The sequence below is a fragment of the Pseudomonas sp. FBCC-B1565 genome, from assembly GCF_059133265.1.
In genome coordinates this window covers 1820412-1835113 of record NZ_CP101438.1, presented here as the reverse complement: position 1 = coordinate 1835113, position 14702 = coordinate 1820412, and the positions used below count along the sequence as shown (strand labels likewise).

Sequence of the window (14702 nt, the reverse complement as noted above, 5' to 3'; positions counted from 1 at the left end):
CCTCTTACTCCGCGCTTGCCGCGCATGAAAACAGCGGCAAGGTCATCAATGCACAGGTGCCACGCCCGACACGGGAATGCAGCAGCAATTCTCCCTGATGGGCACGTGCCACTGCCTTGACCACGGTCAGGCCCAGGCCCGTGCCGTTGGTCTTGGTGGTGAAAAAGGGCTCGCCCAGGCGCTGCAACACGGCGGGCTCGATACCGCTGCCACTGTCGCTGATGCACAGGCGCAGGGTTTGCTCGCGGCTGTACAAGTGCACTTTGAGCCGCGCACCGGGGCCGCTGGCCTGGGTGGCGTTTTCGATCAGGTTGAGCAGCGAGCCGACAAGGGTGTCGCGGTTGCACAGCAGCTCGCCGAGATGGCTATCGCACTGCCAGCGCACTTGCACGTCTTGAATGTGGGTGGCCGCTGCCGCTTGCAGGGCCTGCATCAACTCGGCAGGCGTGATGCGGTCGGTCAGCGGCAATTCACCACGGGCAAATACCAGCATGTCGCGCACCTGATGCTCCAACTCGTGCAGGCGCTCCTTGAGGCGCCCGGCAAAACGCTGGTGGGTGGCCGCAGGCAGTTGTTCATCAGTCAAATGACTGGCGTAGATCAGCGCCGCCGACAACGGCGTGCGGATCTGATGCGCCAGAGAAGCGACCATGCGCCCCAGCGAGGACAAACGCTCGTGGCGCGCCAACTGGTCTTGCAGGTGACGGGTTTCAGTCAGGTCGTTGAGTAGCACAAGCTGGCCCGGCTCAGCGTCCAGGGCGCGCGTGGCGATGGACAAGCGGCGACCGTCCTTGAGGGAGATTTCATGACCGTCGTCTTCACGCGGCGCAAAGCAGCGGGTGATCACGTGACGCCACAGCTCGCCTTCCAGGGGCAGGCCAAGCATGTCGCAAGCCGCCGGGTTGGCTTCACGCACGCGGCCTTCTTCGTCGATGACGATCACGCCCCCGGGCAACAGCGACAGCAGGTTTTGCAGACGGTTGGCCAGGCGCTCCTTCTCGGCCAACTCTTCCATGCGCTGGGCACTGACCACCGCCAACTCGCCCTTGAGCTCCGAAACACGGGCTTCGAGCAGGCTGTAGGAATCGGTCAATTGGCTGGACATCTGGTTGAACAGCGAAAACGCCTGCTCCAGGCCTTGGCGGCTTTGCTGTTCTACAGAGGGAACGAGCCCCGGGATGGCGGGGCTGGAAGAATGTTGGGCGGCGTGGGGCATCATGCTCTCTCGCTTGGCTGACCGTCAGTTAAACGGAACGTTGCGAGGGCTGTAGCAATACCCGTGCCGAAAAAAAACCGCTGATAAATCAGCGGCTTGAAAAACAGGCGTCAATCATCCGCCTGTTCATCACCTTCTTTGCGGCTCATACCGTACTTGCGCATCTTCTCCACCAGGGTGGTTCGACGAATGCGCAGGCGCTCGGCGGCACGGGCAACGATGCCGTTGGCGTCGTCCAGGGCCTGTTGGATCAGGCCTTGTTCCAGGTTGCCGAGGTAGTCCTTCAGGTCCAGGCCTTCGGGCGGCAGCATCGCGGTAGAGCCGAAGTCCGGGGTATGACCGTTGATGGCCACCCGCTCTTCCAGGTCGCTGCGCAGGCTGTCGACCAGTTGCTCGTCTTCGTCGTCGACGTAGCGGAATTTCTTAGGCAGCTCGACCACGCCGATCACACCGTAGGGGTGCATGATCGCCATGCGCTCCACCAGGTTGGCCAGCTCGCGCACGTTGCCCGGCCAGCCGTGGCGGCACAGGGACATGATCGCGGCGGAGTTGAAACGGATCGAGCCGCGCTTTTCGTGTTCCATGCGCGAGATCAGTTCGTTCATCAGCAGCGGGATATCCTCCACGCGCTCACGCAGCGGGGCCATCTCGATCGGGAATACGTTGAGGCGGTAGTACAAGTCTTCGCGGAAGCTGCCGACCTCGATCATGCTTTCGAGGTTCTTGTGGGTGGCCGCGATGATGCGCACGTCGACGCTCTGGGTCTTGTTGCTGCCCACGCGCTCGAAGGTACGCTCCTGCAACACACGCAGCAGCTTGACCTGCATCGGCAGCGGCATGTCGCCAATTTCGTCGAGGAACAGGGTGCCGCCGTTGGCCAACTCGAAACGCCCGGCACGGCTGGTGATCGCCCCGGTAAAGGCGCCCTTCTCGTGGCCGAACAATTCACTTTCGAGCAGCTCTGCCGGGATCGCCCCGCAGTTGACCGGCACAAATGGCCCGTCGCGACGCTTGGAGTGATAGTGCAGGTTGCGCGCAACCACTTCCTTGCCGGTGCCCGACTCGCCGAGGATCAACACGCTGGCGTCGGTATCGGCAACCTGCTGCATCATCTGGCGCACGTGCTGGATGGCACGGCTGGTGCCGACCAGGCTGCGGAACAGGTTGGGTTCGCGATGGCGACCGCGCTCGCGGGCCTGGTCATACATCTCGCGGTAGACCTGGGCACGGTGCAGGGAGTCGAGCAATTTGCTGTAGCTGGGCGGCATTTCCAGGGTGGAAAGCACCCGGCGGCGCTGGTCTTCTGGCAGTTCGACAGAAGAAATATCGCCCATCAGCAACACGGGAAGGAACTCATCCCAGGTTGACAGTGTCTTTAACAAGCCCAAAACAGCGCCAGGAGCGTTTACCGTCCCGATCAGCACACAAATGACTTCACGGCTCGATGACAATGAGCTGACCGCCTGCTGCCAATCATGGCTGCCGCAGGGCAGATTTTCTTCGCCAAGAAAATTCAAAATCACCGCTAAATCGCGGCGGCGGACGCTATCGTCATCAATCAGCAGAATTTTGGTTTCACGCCACATGCAATAGCAACTTCCCTAGTAAAACTTCGTGCCCCAAAAGTGAGGGCAATCGAGACGCCTGTACGACTTTGTACCTTACTAGACGTCTGAAATCTGAAAACAGCACTAGTTAAGTCAAAAATGCTGGCACAGTCAAATATATGACGCGCCCATCGGACCAACTGCGGCTCTTCAGCCGAACAGATGGTAAACCTTTGACGCATTTTTCGCTTGGTTGATCTGCGACATCTCCTCGAAAATCGCCTGCCGCTCGCCCGTCGTCACCTCGAGCAATTGCTGGTAAACCGCCAGCAGCCCCTCAAGCTTTTCGCGCAACGCATCCTCGTCTACCGGCGCTTCGCTGAGTACCTCGTCGATGACATGACGACAGCCCAGGTCCAGTTCGCCGATGGCGTCCCAGTTGCGGTCCGCCAGCGCGCCCATCAGCGCCTCACGGGTTTCATCAATGCGTTGCAATGCTTGGCTCATGACGTGTTCCTCAAGGCCGCTTGGCCTTATTGTGCAGCGCCTTGTGGCGCGCCGATGGCATCCCAGCCTTCTTTCACGGTAATCAGCAAACGGGCGACTTCGTCGATCATGTCGGCGTCGTTGTGCAGATTGGCCTCCATCAAACGGTTGGTCATGTACACGTACAGACCTTCCAGTTGCTGAACGTATTCTTTGTTGTCGCTTTTTTCCGCGCTCAGGCCATCACGAAGCCCGATGAGGATGTCGGCGGCCTTGCCCAGCATCAGGCCCTTTGCGGCGATATCGCCACGCGCCAACGCACCTTTGGCCTGCGCCATGCGGTCGAGCCCGCCCTCCATCAGCATTTGCACCAGGCGGTGCGGGCTGGCTTCAGAGATCTGGGCATGGGAATTGACCTTCTGGTATTGGCGAAGGGCTCTCATGGGATTCATGTTTCTACCTCGTGACAGGCAACAGCGAGAAGGGTTGCAGTAACCATTATGTCGACTGGGTCGCAAAAAACTTTAACCCGACGGCACTATGAAGAACAAAGCCCAGGTCAATGGACCTGGGCTTTTTCATCAGCCATCAATCAGCTGCTTTTCTGGGCGTTACTCAGCGCGCTGAGCGTACCCAGGATACTGCTGCTCTGCTGGCGCAGTTGCGCCACCAGCGTATCCATGGCGGTGTACTTGCGGGTCAAGGAGTCTTGCATGGTGGTGAGGCGTTCATCCAACGCAACTTGCTGCTTGTTGAGGTCTTTAAGGCTGTCGGACAACGACGTTGAACGCGTCGCCAGGATCCCGGTGGTCGCCTTGGCATAGCCATCGGTCGCCGCCGTCAGGCGCGCGAGCAGGCCGGTCTTGCCGCTGAAGATACTGTTAATATCGGCAGCGTTGGTCAGCACAGCCTTGTCCCACTGCTTGGCATCAATGCTCAGCGCACCGGTGTCGCGGTCAGTCGTCACACCGAATTGCGCCAGGGACTTCAAGGTGCCGTTGCCGGACAGGGCGTTGAACTCGTTGCGGATCGCCGCCTGCAAGGTGCGCATGGTCGAGTCGCCGGTCAAGGTGGCGGCGACGGAGTTACCGGCGGCATCCTTGGTCACCTTGGTCTCGGCGTTCATCGCCTTGAGCAGGGCGTTGTAGGTGTCGACGAAGCCTTTGACCCCGGACTTGAGGGCGGTGGTGCTGGTGGAGACGGAGATGGTCAAAGCATTGCGAGCCGTAGACGCGGTATCCGAAGGCGTGGTCAAGGGCGACACAGAGAGCAACTTGATACTTACACCACTCACTGCATCCGTGATGCTGTTGGTCTTGGACTCTGCAGCAATACCGTCAATGGTGTACTTGGCGTTCTTCGGCTCGCTGACCACCGTGTAACCGCTATCAATCCCCGAGTTGCCCGACATCGTCAGATCGGAACCAACACCAGCATTGGTGGAGGTCAGGATAAGACGCGAACCGTTGGAGTCGGTGAGGATGTTGGCACTCAGGCCTGCGGTGCCGAACTGCGAATTGATCGAGTCACGCACCTGTTGCAGGGTCGCGCCGGCCGGCACCTTCAGGTCGAAGTTCTTGCCCGACTGGCTGATCGTCAGCGTCGTTGGGGTGGTGCCACTGTTCACGACCGTCGACTGGCCGCCAGTGAAACTCTTGGTCGACAGCTTCGACGGCGTCGCCAACTGGTTGACGACCAGCGAGAAGCTACCGCTCGCCGCACCCTGGTTGGCCGTCATGGTGGCGACCTTCTCGTCCGAAGACGTACCGGTCAAGCCACTGAAGCTGTTATCGGTGCCCATGCTGGTCAGCGCACCGCGGAAGGCGTCCAGGGCTGCCTGGATCTTGCCGATCGACGACAGCTGGGTGGTTGCCTTTTGCGACTGGAGGTTGATCTGACCCTGTTTAGGCGCTCGCTCGGCATCCACCAGGGATTTCACAATCGCCTGAGTGTCGAAACCCGACCCCACGCCGGTAATCGTTGTACCCGCCATCATCTTTCTCCTGTTCCGGTGGCTGCCGTTATCTTGACGACTATCGCTTCAAGCTGTGACAGCAACAAGTTTCATGCCAGTTCACGCCTTGTCGTCAAACAATACATGACTGGCGCTGGCCAGACTCTGTGCCAGTTTCAAGGCTGTTTCCGAAGGAATCTGTCGGATCACTTCACCGGTGTCGGTGGCAATGACCTTGACCACAACCCTATGGGTGGAATCGTCAATGGAAAAGTCCAGGTTGCGCTGGGCCGCTTGTACGAATTCTTTAATATCTGTGACCGCTTTTTCCAGGCTGTCCTTTTGGGACGTGCCCGCGGTTGGCGCGGCCGCTTCAACCTTAGTCTTGTCTTTGTCCGCAACCACAGGTGCCGGAGTGCCTTGAGGGGCCAGCGGCGGATAAGACAAGTTCAGTTTTACACTCATGTCCATGCCCAATCTCCTCTGATTGGAAAAGACGAAAGGGCACGTAAACGCGCCCTTCCGTCATTCACCACGCGTCGCTATTACTGAAGCAGCTTCAGTACAGCGGATGGCAGTTGGTTAGCCTGCGACAGGATCGCAGTGGAAGCCGACTGCAGGGTTTGCTGCTTGGTCAGTTCAGCGGCTTCGGAAGCGAAGTCGACGTCCTGGATGGTGGAACGAGCAGCGGTGCTGTTTTTCTGGATGTTGGACAGGTTGTCTACAGTGCTGGTCAGACGGTTCTGTACCGCACCCAGGCCCGAACGGGAGCTGGAGATGGTTGCGATAGCCTGGTCGATCACGGACACAGCGTTCTGGGCCTTGGTGGCGTCAGTCACGTCAGTTTGCGATACGGAGGTCTTGGTCGAAGCAGCCGAAGTAGCGGCACCGAAGACACCGGTCACACCAGCGCCTTCCAGGGAGTAACCCTTGGCGGAGTCCAGGTTTACTGCACCGGTAGCGATGATGCCGTCAGCCAGGGCGGTAGCAGTACCGTAGGTGCCCGAACCGTCTTTGGTGGCAACAGTGATGGTGCCGGCAGCGGTCGAAGCGCTGAAGGCCAGGTTTTCACCGGTGTCGGATTTAACCGACAGAGTGCCTTTGGACTCGTCGTAGTTAACGCTGATACCCAGTTTGGCGGAGTTCGACTTCAGTTGGTCAGCCAGGCTGGCAGTGTCTTTTACGCCAACGAACGTGGTGGCTTGGCCGCCAACGGTCATGGTGAACGAAGCTGGAGCGGTAGCAGCACCGGCGCCGACTACGAACTGAGCTTCAGTGCTGGCGGTAGCGCTCAGGCCACCGACGGCGCCGTTCAGCTGGGCAGCGATGGTTTTAGCGGAAGCAGCAGCAGCAACAGTGACGCTGCTAGTCTGGCCGTTACCGGTCACTGCGATTGCGCCGCCAGCTACACCAGCACCTGGAGTGATGCCGATGCTCTTCACCTGCTGCGAACCGATATTGTTGGCAGCAACGTTATCCAGGGACAGGTTGATGGTTTCGTTAGCGTTGGCGCCAACCTGGATCGACTTGGTACCGTACGAACCGTCCAGCAGCTTCTGGCCACCGAAAGTAGTGGTCTGGGCGATACGGGTCAGTTCCGAAGTCAGGGCCTGGTATTCGTCGTTGTTCGACTTACGGTCGTCGGGGCTCAGGGAGCCGGTAGCCGAGGACAGAGCCAGAGTACGCATTTTTTGCAGAATGTCGGTCGAAGCCTGCATTGCGCCTTCAGCGGTCTGCGCGATGGAGATACCATCGTTGGCGTTCTTTACAGCTTGACCCAGGCCGTTGATCTGGCTGGTCATACGGCTGGCGATACCCAGGCCGGCGGCGTCGTCTTTAGCGCTGTTGATACGCAGGCCGGAAGACAGGCGCTGCATGGAAGTGGCCAGGGCGCCGCCAGCTTTGTTCAGGTTGCCCTGAGTAGTGATCGAAGCAATGTTGGTGTTTACTGTTAAAGCCATGACGAAATCCTCGTTGGATGGATACTGCGGCTTCCGGCCCTGGCAACCGCCGGGTGTGGCCTGAGAACCTACGTAATAGTTATCGTCGTGCTAGCCGGTTGCTTGAGGATTTTTTTCGATTTTTTTGCTGGCGTCGTGCCACCCCTTGTAATTCAAGGGCTTACGCAGGCAAAAAAGCCCGATTTCATTGGCTTTTCTGGCGCCAAATAAAAAACGCCGATGCTCTTTCGAGCATCGGCGTTTTTTTGTGCTAGCGGTTCAAGGTGTCATGGGCGATAGAGAATCGCCGAGCCCCACGACAGGCCTACACCAAACCCGCTGATGGCCACGCGTTTCCAGGTGGCGTCCATCACGTGCTTTTCCAGCAGCAGCGGGATGCTCGACGACACGGTGTTGCCGGTCTCGACCATGTCCTTGATGAACTTGTCCACCGGCGCATCTTCAAAACGACGCGCCACGGCATCGACAATCGCCGCACTGCCCTGGTGGATGCAGAAGGCATCAATGTCGTCAGCCTTGAGGTCTGACTCATCGAGCAACTCGTGCAAATGCGCCGGCACCTTGAGCAAGGCGAAGTTGAACACCTGGCGACCGTTCATGAAGAACACACCGTCGCTGACCTTCAGGTGCGGGGCGCCGGAACCGTCGGTGCCGAACTTGGACTTGCCCAGCAACCACGGCGCATCTTCACCCATCCAGGTAGCGGTGGCGGCATCGCCGAACAGCATGGTGGTGTTGCGGTCTTCCGGGTCGACGATCTTGGAATACGGGTCAGCGGTGATCAATAGGCCGTTTTTCAGGCCGGCAGCTTCCATGAAGCCCTTCATCGCGTAGATGCCGTAGACGTAGCCGGAGCAGCCCAGGGAAATATCGAACGCAGCGACGTGGGTCGGCAGGCCGAGCTTGTCCTGGACGATGGCAGCCGTGTGCGGCAAGCCCTCTTCATCGCCGTTCTGGGTGACGACGATCAGCGCGTCGATCGACTCGCGCTTCAAATCCGGGTTGTTGGCAAACAAAGCGTTGACCGCCTCGACACACAGATCGGAAGTTTCCTGCGCGGCTTCCTTGCGCGGCAGGAACGCCGACCCGATCTTGCCAATGATGAATTCTTCATCCTTGGCGAATTTGGCACCCTGGGCGTAGTTATCGATCCCGTCTGCCGGCACGTAACTGGCGATGCTTTTTATGCCAATCATTGTGGCTTCCCAATACTAAATAGCTGGAGAACACCCCTGGGACTACGCCCGGAGTGCTGACAATAAAGGGGATAACCCCATAAAAATCTCGCTGAAAGCCGCCACGCAAGGACCCTGCGACGACTTATCCTTTTCACACGATACAGTGAAGATGCGCTTTATGACTCACAGGTCACTCAATTTTGTGTGCTTTGTGCAAAACCTTCAAACAATTAAACCCCCGAAACGACAACGGCCCGCCCTGTTTCCAGGGCGGGCCGCTTGACGTAGCGCCACTTACATCTTGTTGAACAGGCTCAACTGCGAGATTTTCACAAACGCCAGCTGGGAGGCTTGCAGCATGGTTTGTTGCAGAGCCAGGTTGATGGCCGCTTCACCCATGTCGATGTTGGCCAGATCACTCATCGTGCTGGTCGTGGCAATGCTGATGCTCGAATTCTCACTGGCCTGGATATCCAGAGCATTCTGCCGCGCCCCGACGGAACCCCGCACATTGACGATCTGGGACATCGAATTGGCCAGGTTGGCGATGCTCGAATTCATGGCATCCTTGAGCTTGACCGTCGCTGCCGGGTTGCCGTCGGCCGGCGCCTCCAGCGCCTTGCGCAACTGGCCCAGGGTATCCAGCGCATTCTGGGTCTTCTGGGTATTGGCACCCACCGAGAACTGATCGCCTGGCTGCGGCGGGCCGCTGCTCACGTCAAACGTCACGCCGGCCGCCGTCACCGTAGTACCGCCACCGGTATCGCCGGTGGCGATCGCCTTGCTGGCGCTCGAATAGGGCTGGGCATACACCTCATAGGCCGTCGCGCTGGTGAACTTGATGATCGCCCCGCTGTTGGACGGGAACGTGCTGGCATAGTCCGCCTGATTGGTGACCTGCGCGCCGGTCAACTGTGCGCTCGACGCATTGCTCGGCGTACGCGACACGCTGAACGTGTCTGGCTTGGCCTCCAGGCTGAAGGTGCGGTCCTTGACCAACGCATCGGAGTTGGCGCCCGGCGCCACGTCACCGAGGTTCATGGTGATATCGAACTTCACCCCCCGCAGTGCAACGCTGGTGCTGCCTTCCTTGGTGGCGTCGAACGTGCCATTGCCCGGTATCTCGGAAGTCACGTCATTGCCGTTCTTGTCAGACACCTTGTATTGCGTGCTGCTGGTAAAGGTCAGCTTGTAAGGCTGGCCGTCGGCGAATTTGTTGGCGTAGTCGCCGCTCGATGTCACCAGCCCGGCCGAGAGCGCCACCTTGTGGTCATTGACCGTAGGTGGCACGGTCTGCGGGTTCGGCGCAACCCAGGGGGCCTGGGTGCGACCGGCGTTGGCCGCGCCTTCAAGGATGGTCTTGCCGGTATCACCCGCGCTGACATTCAGCGTATTGGAAATCTGCAGGCTCAGCGGAGTTTCATCACCCTGGTAGCTGTAGGTGCCATCGTTGTTGCGCGCATACGGCGGCGTCTGCGTCTTGGAGCCGGAAAACAAGTAGTTGCCGGCCGAGTCCTTGCTGTTGAGCAGGCCCAGGACCTGATCTTCAATCGCACCGACCTCACTGGCAATCGAGCGACGATCAGCATCACTGCCGGCACCACCGGCCTTGAGTGCCAGCTCCGTGGCACGCTGCATGGCTTCACTGATCGCACCTAAAACACTCTCTTCGTTAGTCAGCGAGTTTTTCAGGCTGGTGATGTTGCCCGTGGACTGGGCCACCATGTCTTTTTGCTGCTGCAGCATCAACAACCGCGCCGCCGCCACAGGATCATCCGCGGCGGTCTGTACACGCACGCCGGAGCTGGCCTGGTCCTGGGCCTTCACCACACCCGAATAGTTATCCGAATACTTGGCGGAGCTGGTCTCGAAATACTGCTGTGTAGAAATACGCATCGTCCCAGGCTCCCTTAAAGACTATTGATCAATGTGCTGAAGGTTTCTTGCGCAGCCTTGATGATCTGCGACGACGCCGTGTAGTACTGCTGGAACTTGATCATGTCGCCCGCCTCTTCGTCCAGGTTGACCTGGGACACTGAGTTGCGCGCGTTCTTATTGGCGGTCAGCAATGCATTCGTCGCGGTGCTGTCGGTACCGGCAGCCGCAGCCTTGGCGCCAACGGTAGACACCAACTTGCTGTTGGCCCCCACCAGGCTGGTGCCGCCAGTGCCATCAGCGGCCGTGCCGATGGTTGCCTTGGTCTGCAGGCTGAGCAGGTCAAGGGCGTTGCGGTTGTCGGACTTGCCGGAGGCATTGAACGAGAACGTGGTGCTGTCGCCGTTGGCCGGCGAACCGCCCACCGTGGTGTCGAAACTGAAACTCTTGGCCGGCACCACCAAGGCACCGTTGGCATCGCGCATCGGCACGTTGACCGTAACCTTGTTGCCCTGCCCCGGAACAATACTGCCGGTGCCGATCGGGTTGCCCTGGGCATCATTGAGTGTGTACGGCTGGGTACCATCGGCTGCCGGCTTACCGAACACCATCTTCACCGGCATCGAGTGTTCAATACCCGTGCGCAATTGGGCAGTGGCGGCGCCGCCCTGGATATCCAGGGGCACCGTCAGGGTCGGCGGGGTAAACGTGCCGGTGCCCTGGTTGGTCTTACTGGCTTGCCCGGATAACGGCGCAGCAAAGGCGATCTTGTTCGGATCCGTCAGCACCGTGCCAATGTCCTTGGCACCATTGGCGGTCGGACTGACCTTGAAGCTGTCCCCGGTGGCCATCGGCCCCTTGCCATCGAGCGCCAAGGTGAAACCATCGATCACGGCCGGTGGCGTGGCCGTGACGTCAAAGGTCCCCATGGCCTTGCCATCGGAACGCACCACGGTGACGTTGTTCGGGTTGGCGCTGTCGCTGAAGGTGACCTTGTAATCGAAATTGGTCAGCTTGCTGCTGTCCTTGATCGTCACGTTCAGGTTGCCGGAACCCGCGCTATTGTCACCCGAAGCCTGGCTGCGCTGGGCAATGGCGGCGGCGCTGTTGATGTCCTTGAACAGCGAGCTGCCGAACTGGCTATTGAGGTCCAGACCCTGGCCCAACTGGTTGTTGATGGTATCTGCGGTGGCTATGGCAATGCGCCCCAGGTCATTGATGGCAGGCATCAGGGCATCGGTGCGATAGCGCAACAGACCGCCGATGCTACCGCCGCTGAGCACGTTGCCCAGGTCGAGCGACTCACCGCCGCCAACATTGAGCTGGATGGTGAACTGGCTGGTGTCGTTCTTGCTCGGTACGGCGGAAATCGTGTTGGACTGGTCACCCAGTACCAGCGACTGGCCGGAACCGGTGCTGACACTGAACACGCCATTCTTCTCGGTGGCGGTCACGCCAACCAATTCGTTCAGCGAACGCACGGCTTCGGCACGCGCGTCCAGCAAGTTGGCAGGGGCTGTGTTCGACGAACCCTGCACCTGGGCGATCTGCTTGTTGAGCGAGGCAATGGACGAGGTCAGTTTGTTGACCTGGTCACTCATCGAGCTCAACTGGCCGTTGATGGTTTCTTTCTGCTGGCCCAGTTGCGTAGAGATCGAGTTGAAGCGATTGCTCAGCGTCTGCGCCTTGGTGATCAACACCTGGCGGGCCGAGACATCGCTCGGGTTGGCCGAGGCCGTCTGCACGGCCGAGAAGAACTCACTGAGTACAGCCGACATACCGGTGGTCTTGTCCGACAGGGTCTTGTCGACAGCGCTGACTTGGTCGAGGTAAGCCTTGGCATCGCTGTTGAGCGAGGTGCTGTTCTGGTACGCCGCGTCGAGGAATTCGTTGTACACCCGGCGCACATCGGCCAGGGTGGTACCGCTGCCGATGTACACACCGCCGTACTGGTTCGCCGCGCTGGCATTCTGGGTGGTCTGCTGACGCGAGTAACCCGGAGTGTTGGCGTTGGCAATGTTGTTACTCAAGACCGACAGCGATCCTTGAGAGGCGTTGAGCCCTGACATCCCGATACTGAGCAAACTCATGGTTCAGACCTTATAAATGTGTGGTTGCGCCAGCGGCAGCGTAATTCTGGTAACTGTCCATCGTTTTGGCGATCTGCGAAATCTTGCTGGCATAGGCCGGGTCGGTGGCGTAACCGGCTTTTTGCAACTCGCGGACAAACTGTTCCGGGTTGTCGGCCGATTTGATGACTTCTTTATAGCGATCATTGCTTTGCAGCAAGGTCACCAGGTCATGGAAGCTGTCCTGGTAGGAGTTGTAGGAACGGAACTGCGCCGTTTCCTTGACCATCGCCCCATCGCGGAACTCGCTGGTGATCGCACGCGCCTGGCCGCCCTGCCAACTCTGGCCGGCCTTGATGCCGAACAGGTTGTGGCTGCTGCTGCCGTCTTCGGCGCGCATCACCGATTTACCCCAACCGGTTTCCAGCGCGGCCTGGGCCACCAGGTACTTCGGATCGACACCGATGCGCGCAGCGGCCGCCTTGGCCATCGGCAACATGGTGGCGACAAATTCATCCTGCGAACTGAAGGCTTTCTTCGCCGGCGCCAACGGTGGCTGGGCTACGGCGCGGCCGTAGACCTGCATGCGCCCGCTCGGCACGGCGAAGGTGCGCGCGCTGCTGTTGATCACGTTGTCATCGGCCACGCTGTTGCGCAGCGGCGCGCTTTTGGCGTCAATCGCGACAGGTGCGTTCGGTACGATGCCGGCCAGCAGGCGATCGGTCAGCTTGCTCGGCAAGGCGATACGGCGCTGGTTCATCAGCTCCATGTCATTGCTGTGGGACGCCGCAGCGCCAGCCTGAGGCTCAGCAACACGGTAAGCCCACAGCGGACGCTGGCCATTGGAGCGGCCCAGCGGCCCTTCGGCCTGGGTGCCTGCCGCAATCTCGGTCGGCACGTCGACTTTCTTCTCAGGCGTGGCGCCTGCCGGGCCCTGCAAGGTGGCGGCCTGGGCCTCCACCGGCTTGTTCTTCTGCATCTGGCGCATCAGCACGTCGGCCAGGCCGATACCCCCGCCTTCACGGGACATCGAGACGGCCAACTGCTGGTCGTACATTTCCTGGTACTGCTTGGCCGCCGGCGTGTTCATCGGGTTGTCTTTACCCAGCGCCTCGGTGGCCGAACGCATGGACTTGAGCATTTCGCTCAAGAACAGCGATTCGAACTCCTGCGCGACCTTGCGCATGTTGCCTTCGCTGTTCTTGTCGGCACCGACCTTGAGCTGGTTAAGCCGGTTCAGGTCGGAGTAAGACCCCGAATCCGCCGTGCTGCTGATCCCGCTCTTGCGCATATCCATGGCCATGGCCTCAGATCACGATCAGGTCGGCTTGCAAGGCGCCGGCCTGTTTCAATGCTTCAAGGATCGCCATCAAGTCGCCGGGCGCTGCGCCCACCTGGTTCACCGCGCGGACAATCTCATCCAGGGTGGTGCCGGGGCCGAACTTGAACATCGGCTTGGCTTCTTGCTGGGCATTCACCCGCGAACGCGGCACCACCGCCGTCTGGCCGTTGGACAATGGCCCTGGCTGGCTGACGATCGGGTCTTCGGTGATGGTCACGGTCAGGCTGCCGTGGGTCACGGCGGCCGGCGAGACCTTGACGTTCTGGCCGATCACGATGGTACCTGTGCGCGAGTTGATGATGACTTTGGCTACAGCCTGGCCTGGGTCGACTTCAAGGTTTTCCAGGATCGACAGATAGTCGACCCGCTGGCTTGGGTCCAGCGGCGCCGTCACGCGGATCGAGCCACCGTCGATGGCCTGGGCCACGCCTGGGCCGAGCATGTCGTTGATCTTGTCGACCACGCGCTTGGCGGTGGTGAAGTCGGAGCGGTTGAGGTTCAGGGTCAGGCTGTTGCCTTGGTTGAAACCACTCGGCACGGTACGTTCAACCGTGGCGCCACCCGGGATACGCCCGGCCGACGGCACGTTGACGGTGATCTTCGAGCCGTCGCGACCTTCGGCGTCAAACCCGCCCACCACCAGGTTGCCTTGGGCGATGGCGTAGACGTTGCCGTCAATACCTTTCAGTGGCGTCATCAGCAAGGTGCCGCCGCGCAGGCTTTTCGAGTTACCAATGGACGACACGGTGATATCCACCACCTGGCCCGGCTTGGAGAACGCTGGCAGGTCGGCGCTGATCGACACCGCCGCGACGTTCTTCAACTGCACGTTGCCCGAGCCCGCCGGCACTTTGATGCCAAACTGCGAGAGCATGTTGTTGAAGGTCTGCAGGGTGAACGGGGTCTGGGTGGTCTGGTCACCCGTACCGTTGAGCCCCACCACCAGGCCATAGCCGATCAACTGGTTGGAACGCACGCCGGAGATGCTGGCGATGTCCTTCAGGCGTTCGGCCTGGGCGACAGCGCTCAAGGAAAGCAGGAGTGCGGCCGCCATCAGCTGTTTGAAGTTCAAAG

General features: G+C 59.9%; 12 protein-coding genes. All 12 read right to left on the bottom strand.

Annotated elements, in window-relative coordinates; all coding sequences use genetic code 11:
- Positions 1-4: 4 nt before the first annotated feature.
- Complete coding sequence (locus NL123_RS08755; RefSeq protein WP_494357588.1) at positions 5-1216, bottom strand: sensor histidine kinase; 1212 nt, start codon at positions 1214-1216, stop codon at positions 5-7.
- A 110-nt stretch (positions 1217-1326) separates the two neighbouring features.
- Positions 1327-2802: a sigma-54 dependent transcriptional regulator gene (locus tag NL123_RS08750; RefSeq protein WP_071491285.1), complete on the bottom strand. Its 1476-nt coding sequence runs from the start codon at positions 2800-2802 to the stop codon at positions 1327-1329.
- Between the two features lie 171 nt (positions 2803-2973).
- Entirely contained in the window at positions 2974-3270 is a 297-nt protein-coding gene (gene fliT, locus NL123_RS08745) for a flagellar protein FliT (protein WP_071491286.1), read from the bottom strand.
- Between the two features lie 26 nt (positions 3271-3296).
- On the bottom strand, positions 3297-3701 hold the full coding sequence (fliS, locus tag NL123_RS08740; RefSeq protein ID WP_058424915.1) for a flagellar export chaperone FliS: 405 nt from the start codon (positions 3699-3701) through the stop codon (positions 3297-3299).
- 140 nt (positions 3702-3841) lie between these two features.
- Positions 3842-5242, bottom strand: coding sequence for a flagellar filament capping protein FliD (gene fliD, locus NL123_RS08735; RefSeq protein ID WP_248483412.1), 1401 nt, complete (start codon positions 5240-5242; stop codon positions 3842-3844).
- An 81-nt stretch (positions 5243-5323) separates the two neighbouring features.
- Entirely contained in the window at positions 5324-5674 is a 351-nt protein-coding gene (locus tag NL123_RS08730; RefSeq protein ID WP_058424917.1) for a flagellar protein FlaG, read from the bottom strand.
- Between the two features lie 74 nt (positions 5675-5748).
- Positions 5749-7164, bottom strand: a complete 1416-nt coding sequence (locus tag NL123_RS08725) for a flagellin N-terminal helical domain-containing protein (protein ID WP_071493763.1) — start codon at positions 7162-7164, stop codon at positions 5749-5751.
- Between the two features lie 266 nt (positions 7165-7430).
- Complete coding sequence (locus NL123_RS08720; protein WP_353632297.1) at positions 7431-8360, bottom strand: ketoacyl-ACP synthase III; 930 nt, start codon at positions 8358-8360, stop codon at positions 7431-7433.
- A gap of 276 nt (positions 8361-8636) precedes the next feature.
- Positions 8637-10238, bottom strand: a complete 1602-nt coding sequence (locus NL123_RS08715; protein WP_071493764.1) for a flagellar hook-associated protein 3 — start codon at positions 10236-10238, stop codon at positions 8637-8639.
- Between the two features lie 14 nt (positions 10239-10252).
- Entirely contained in the window at positions 10253-12307 is a 2055-nt protein-coding gene (gene flgK, locus NL123_RS08710) for a flagellar hook-associated protein FlgK (protein ID WP_494357587.1), read from the bottom strand.
- Between the two features lie 10 nt (positions 12308-12317).
- Entirely contained in the window at positions 12318-13589 is a 1272-nt protein-coding gene (gene flgJ / locus NL123_RS08705) for a flagellar assembly peptidoglycan hydrolase FlgJ (RefSeq protein WP_494357586.1), read from the bottom strand.
- 4 nt (positions 13590-13593) lie between these two features.
- Positions 13594-14682, bottom strand: coding sequence for a flagellar basal body P-ring protein FlgI (locus NL123_RS08700; RefSeq protein WP_033901075.1), 1089 nt, complete (start codon positions 14680-14682; stop codon positions 13594-13596).
- Between the last annotated feature and the right edge of the window lie 20 nt (positions 14683-14702).

Excerpts from the sequence above, each read along its gene's own strand:
- NL123_RS08755 (WP_494357588.1), bottom strand. The coding sequence starts at position 1,216 with ATGCCCCACGCCGCCCAACATTCTTCCAGCCCCGCCATCCCGGGGCTC.
- NL123_RS08750 (WP_071491285.1), bottom strand. The coding sequence starts at position 2,802 with ATGTGGCGTGAAACCAAAATTCTGCTGATTGATGACGATAGCGTCCGC.
- fliT (WP_071491286.1), bottom strand. The coding sequence starts at position 3,270 with ATGAGCCAAGCATTGCAACGCATTGATGAAACCCGTGAGGCGCTGATG.
- fliS (WP_058424915.1), bottom strand. The coding sequence starts at position 3,701 with ATGAATCCCATGAGAGCCCTTCGCCAATACCAGAAGGTCAATTCCCAT.
- fliD (WP_248483412.1), bottom strand. The coding sequence starts at position 5,242 with ATGGCGGGTACAACGATTACCGGCGTGGGGTCGGGTTTCGACACTCAG.
- NL123_RS08730 (WP_058424917.1), bottom strand. The coding sequence starts at position 5,674 with ATGGACATGAGTGTAAAACTGAACTTGTCTTATCCGCCGCTGGCCCCT.
- NL123_RS08725 (WP_071493763.1), bottom strand. The coding sequence starts at position 7,164 with ATGGCTTTAACAGTAAACACCAACATTGCTTCGATCACTACTCAGGGC.
- NL123_RS08720 (WP_353632297.1), bottom strand. The coding sequence starts at position 8,360 with ATGATTGGCATAAAAAGCATCGCCAGTTACGTGCCGGCAGACGGGATC.
- NL123_RS08715 (WP_071493764.1), bottom strand. The coding sequence starts at position 10,238 with ATGCGTATTTCTACACAGCAGTATTTCGAGACCAGCTCCGCCAAGTAT.
- flgK (WP_494357587.1), bottom strand. The coding sequence starts at position 12,307 with ATGAGTTTGCTCAGTATCGGGATGTCAGGGCTCAACGCCTCTCAAGGA.
- flgJ (WP_494357586.1), bottom strand. The coding sequence starts at position 13,589 with ATGGCCATGGATATGCGCAAGAGCGGGATCAGCAGCACGGCGGATTCG.
- NL123_RS08700 (WP_033901075.1), bottom strand. The coding sequence starts at position 14,682 with ATGGCGGCCGCACTCCTGCTTTCCTTGAGCGCTGTCGCCCAGGCCGAA.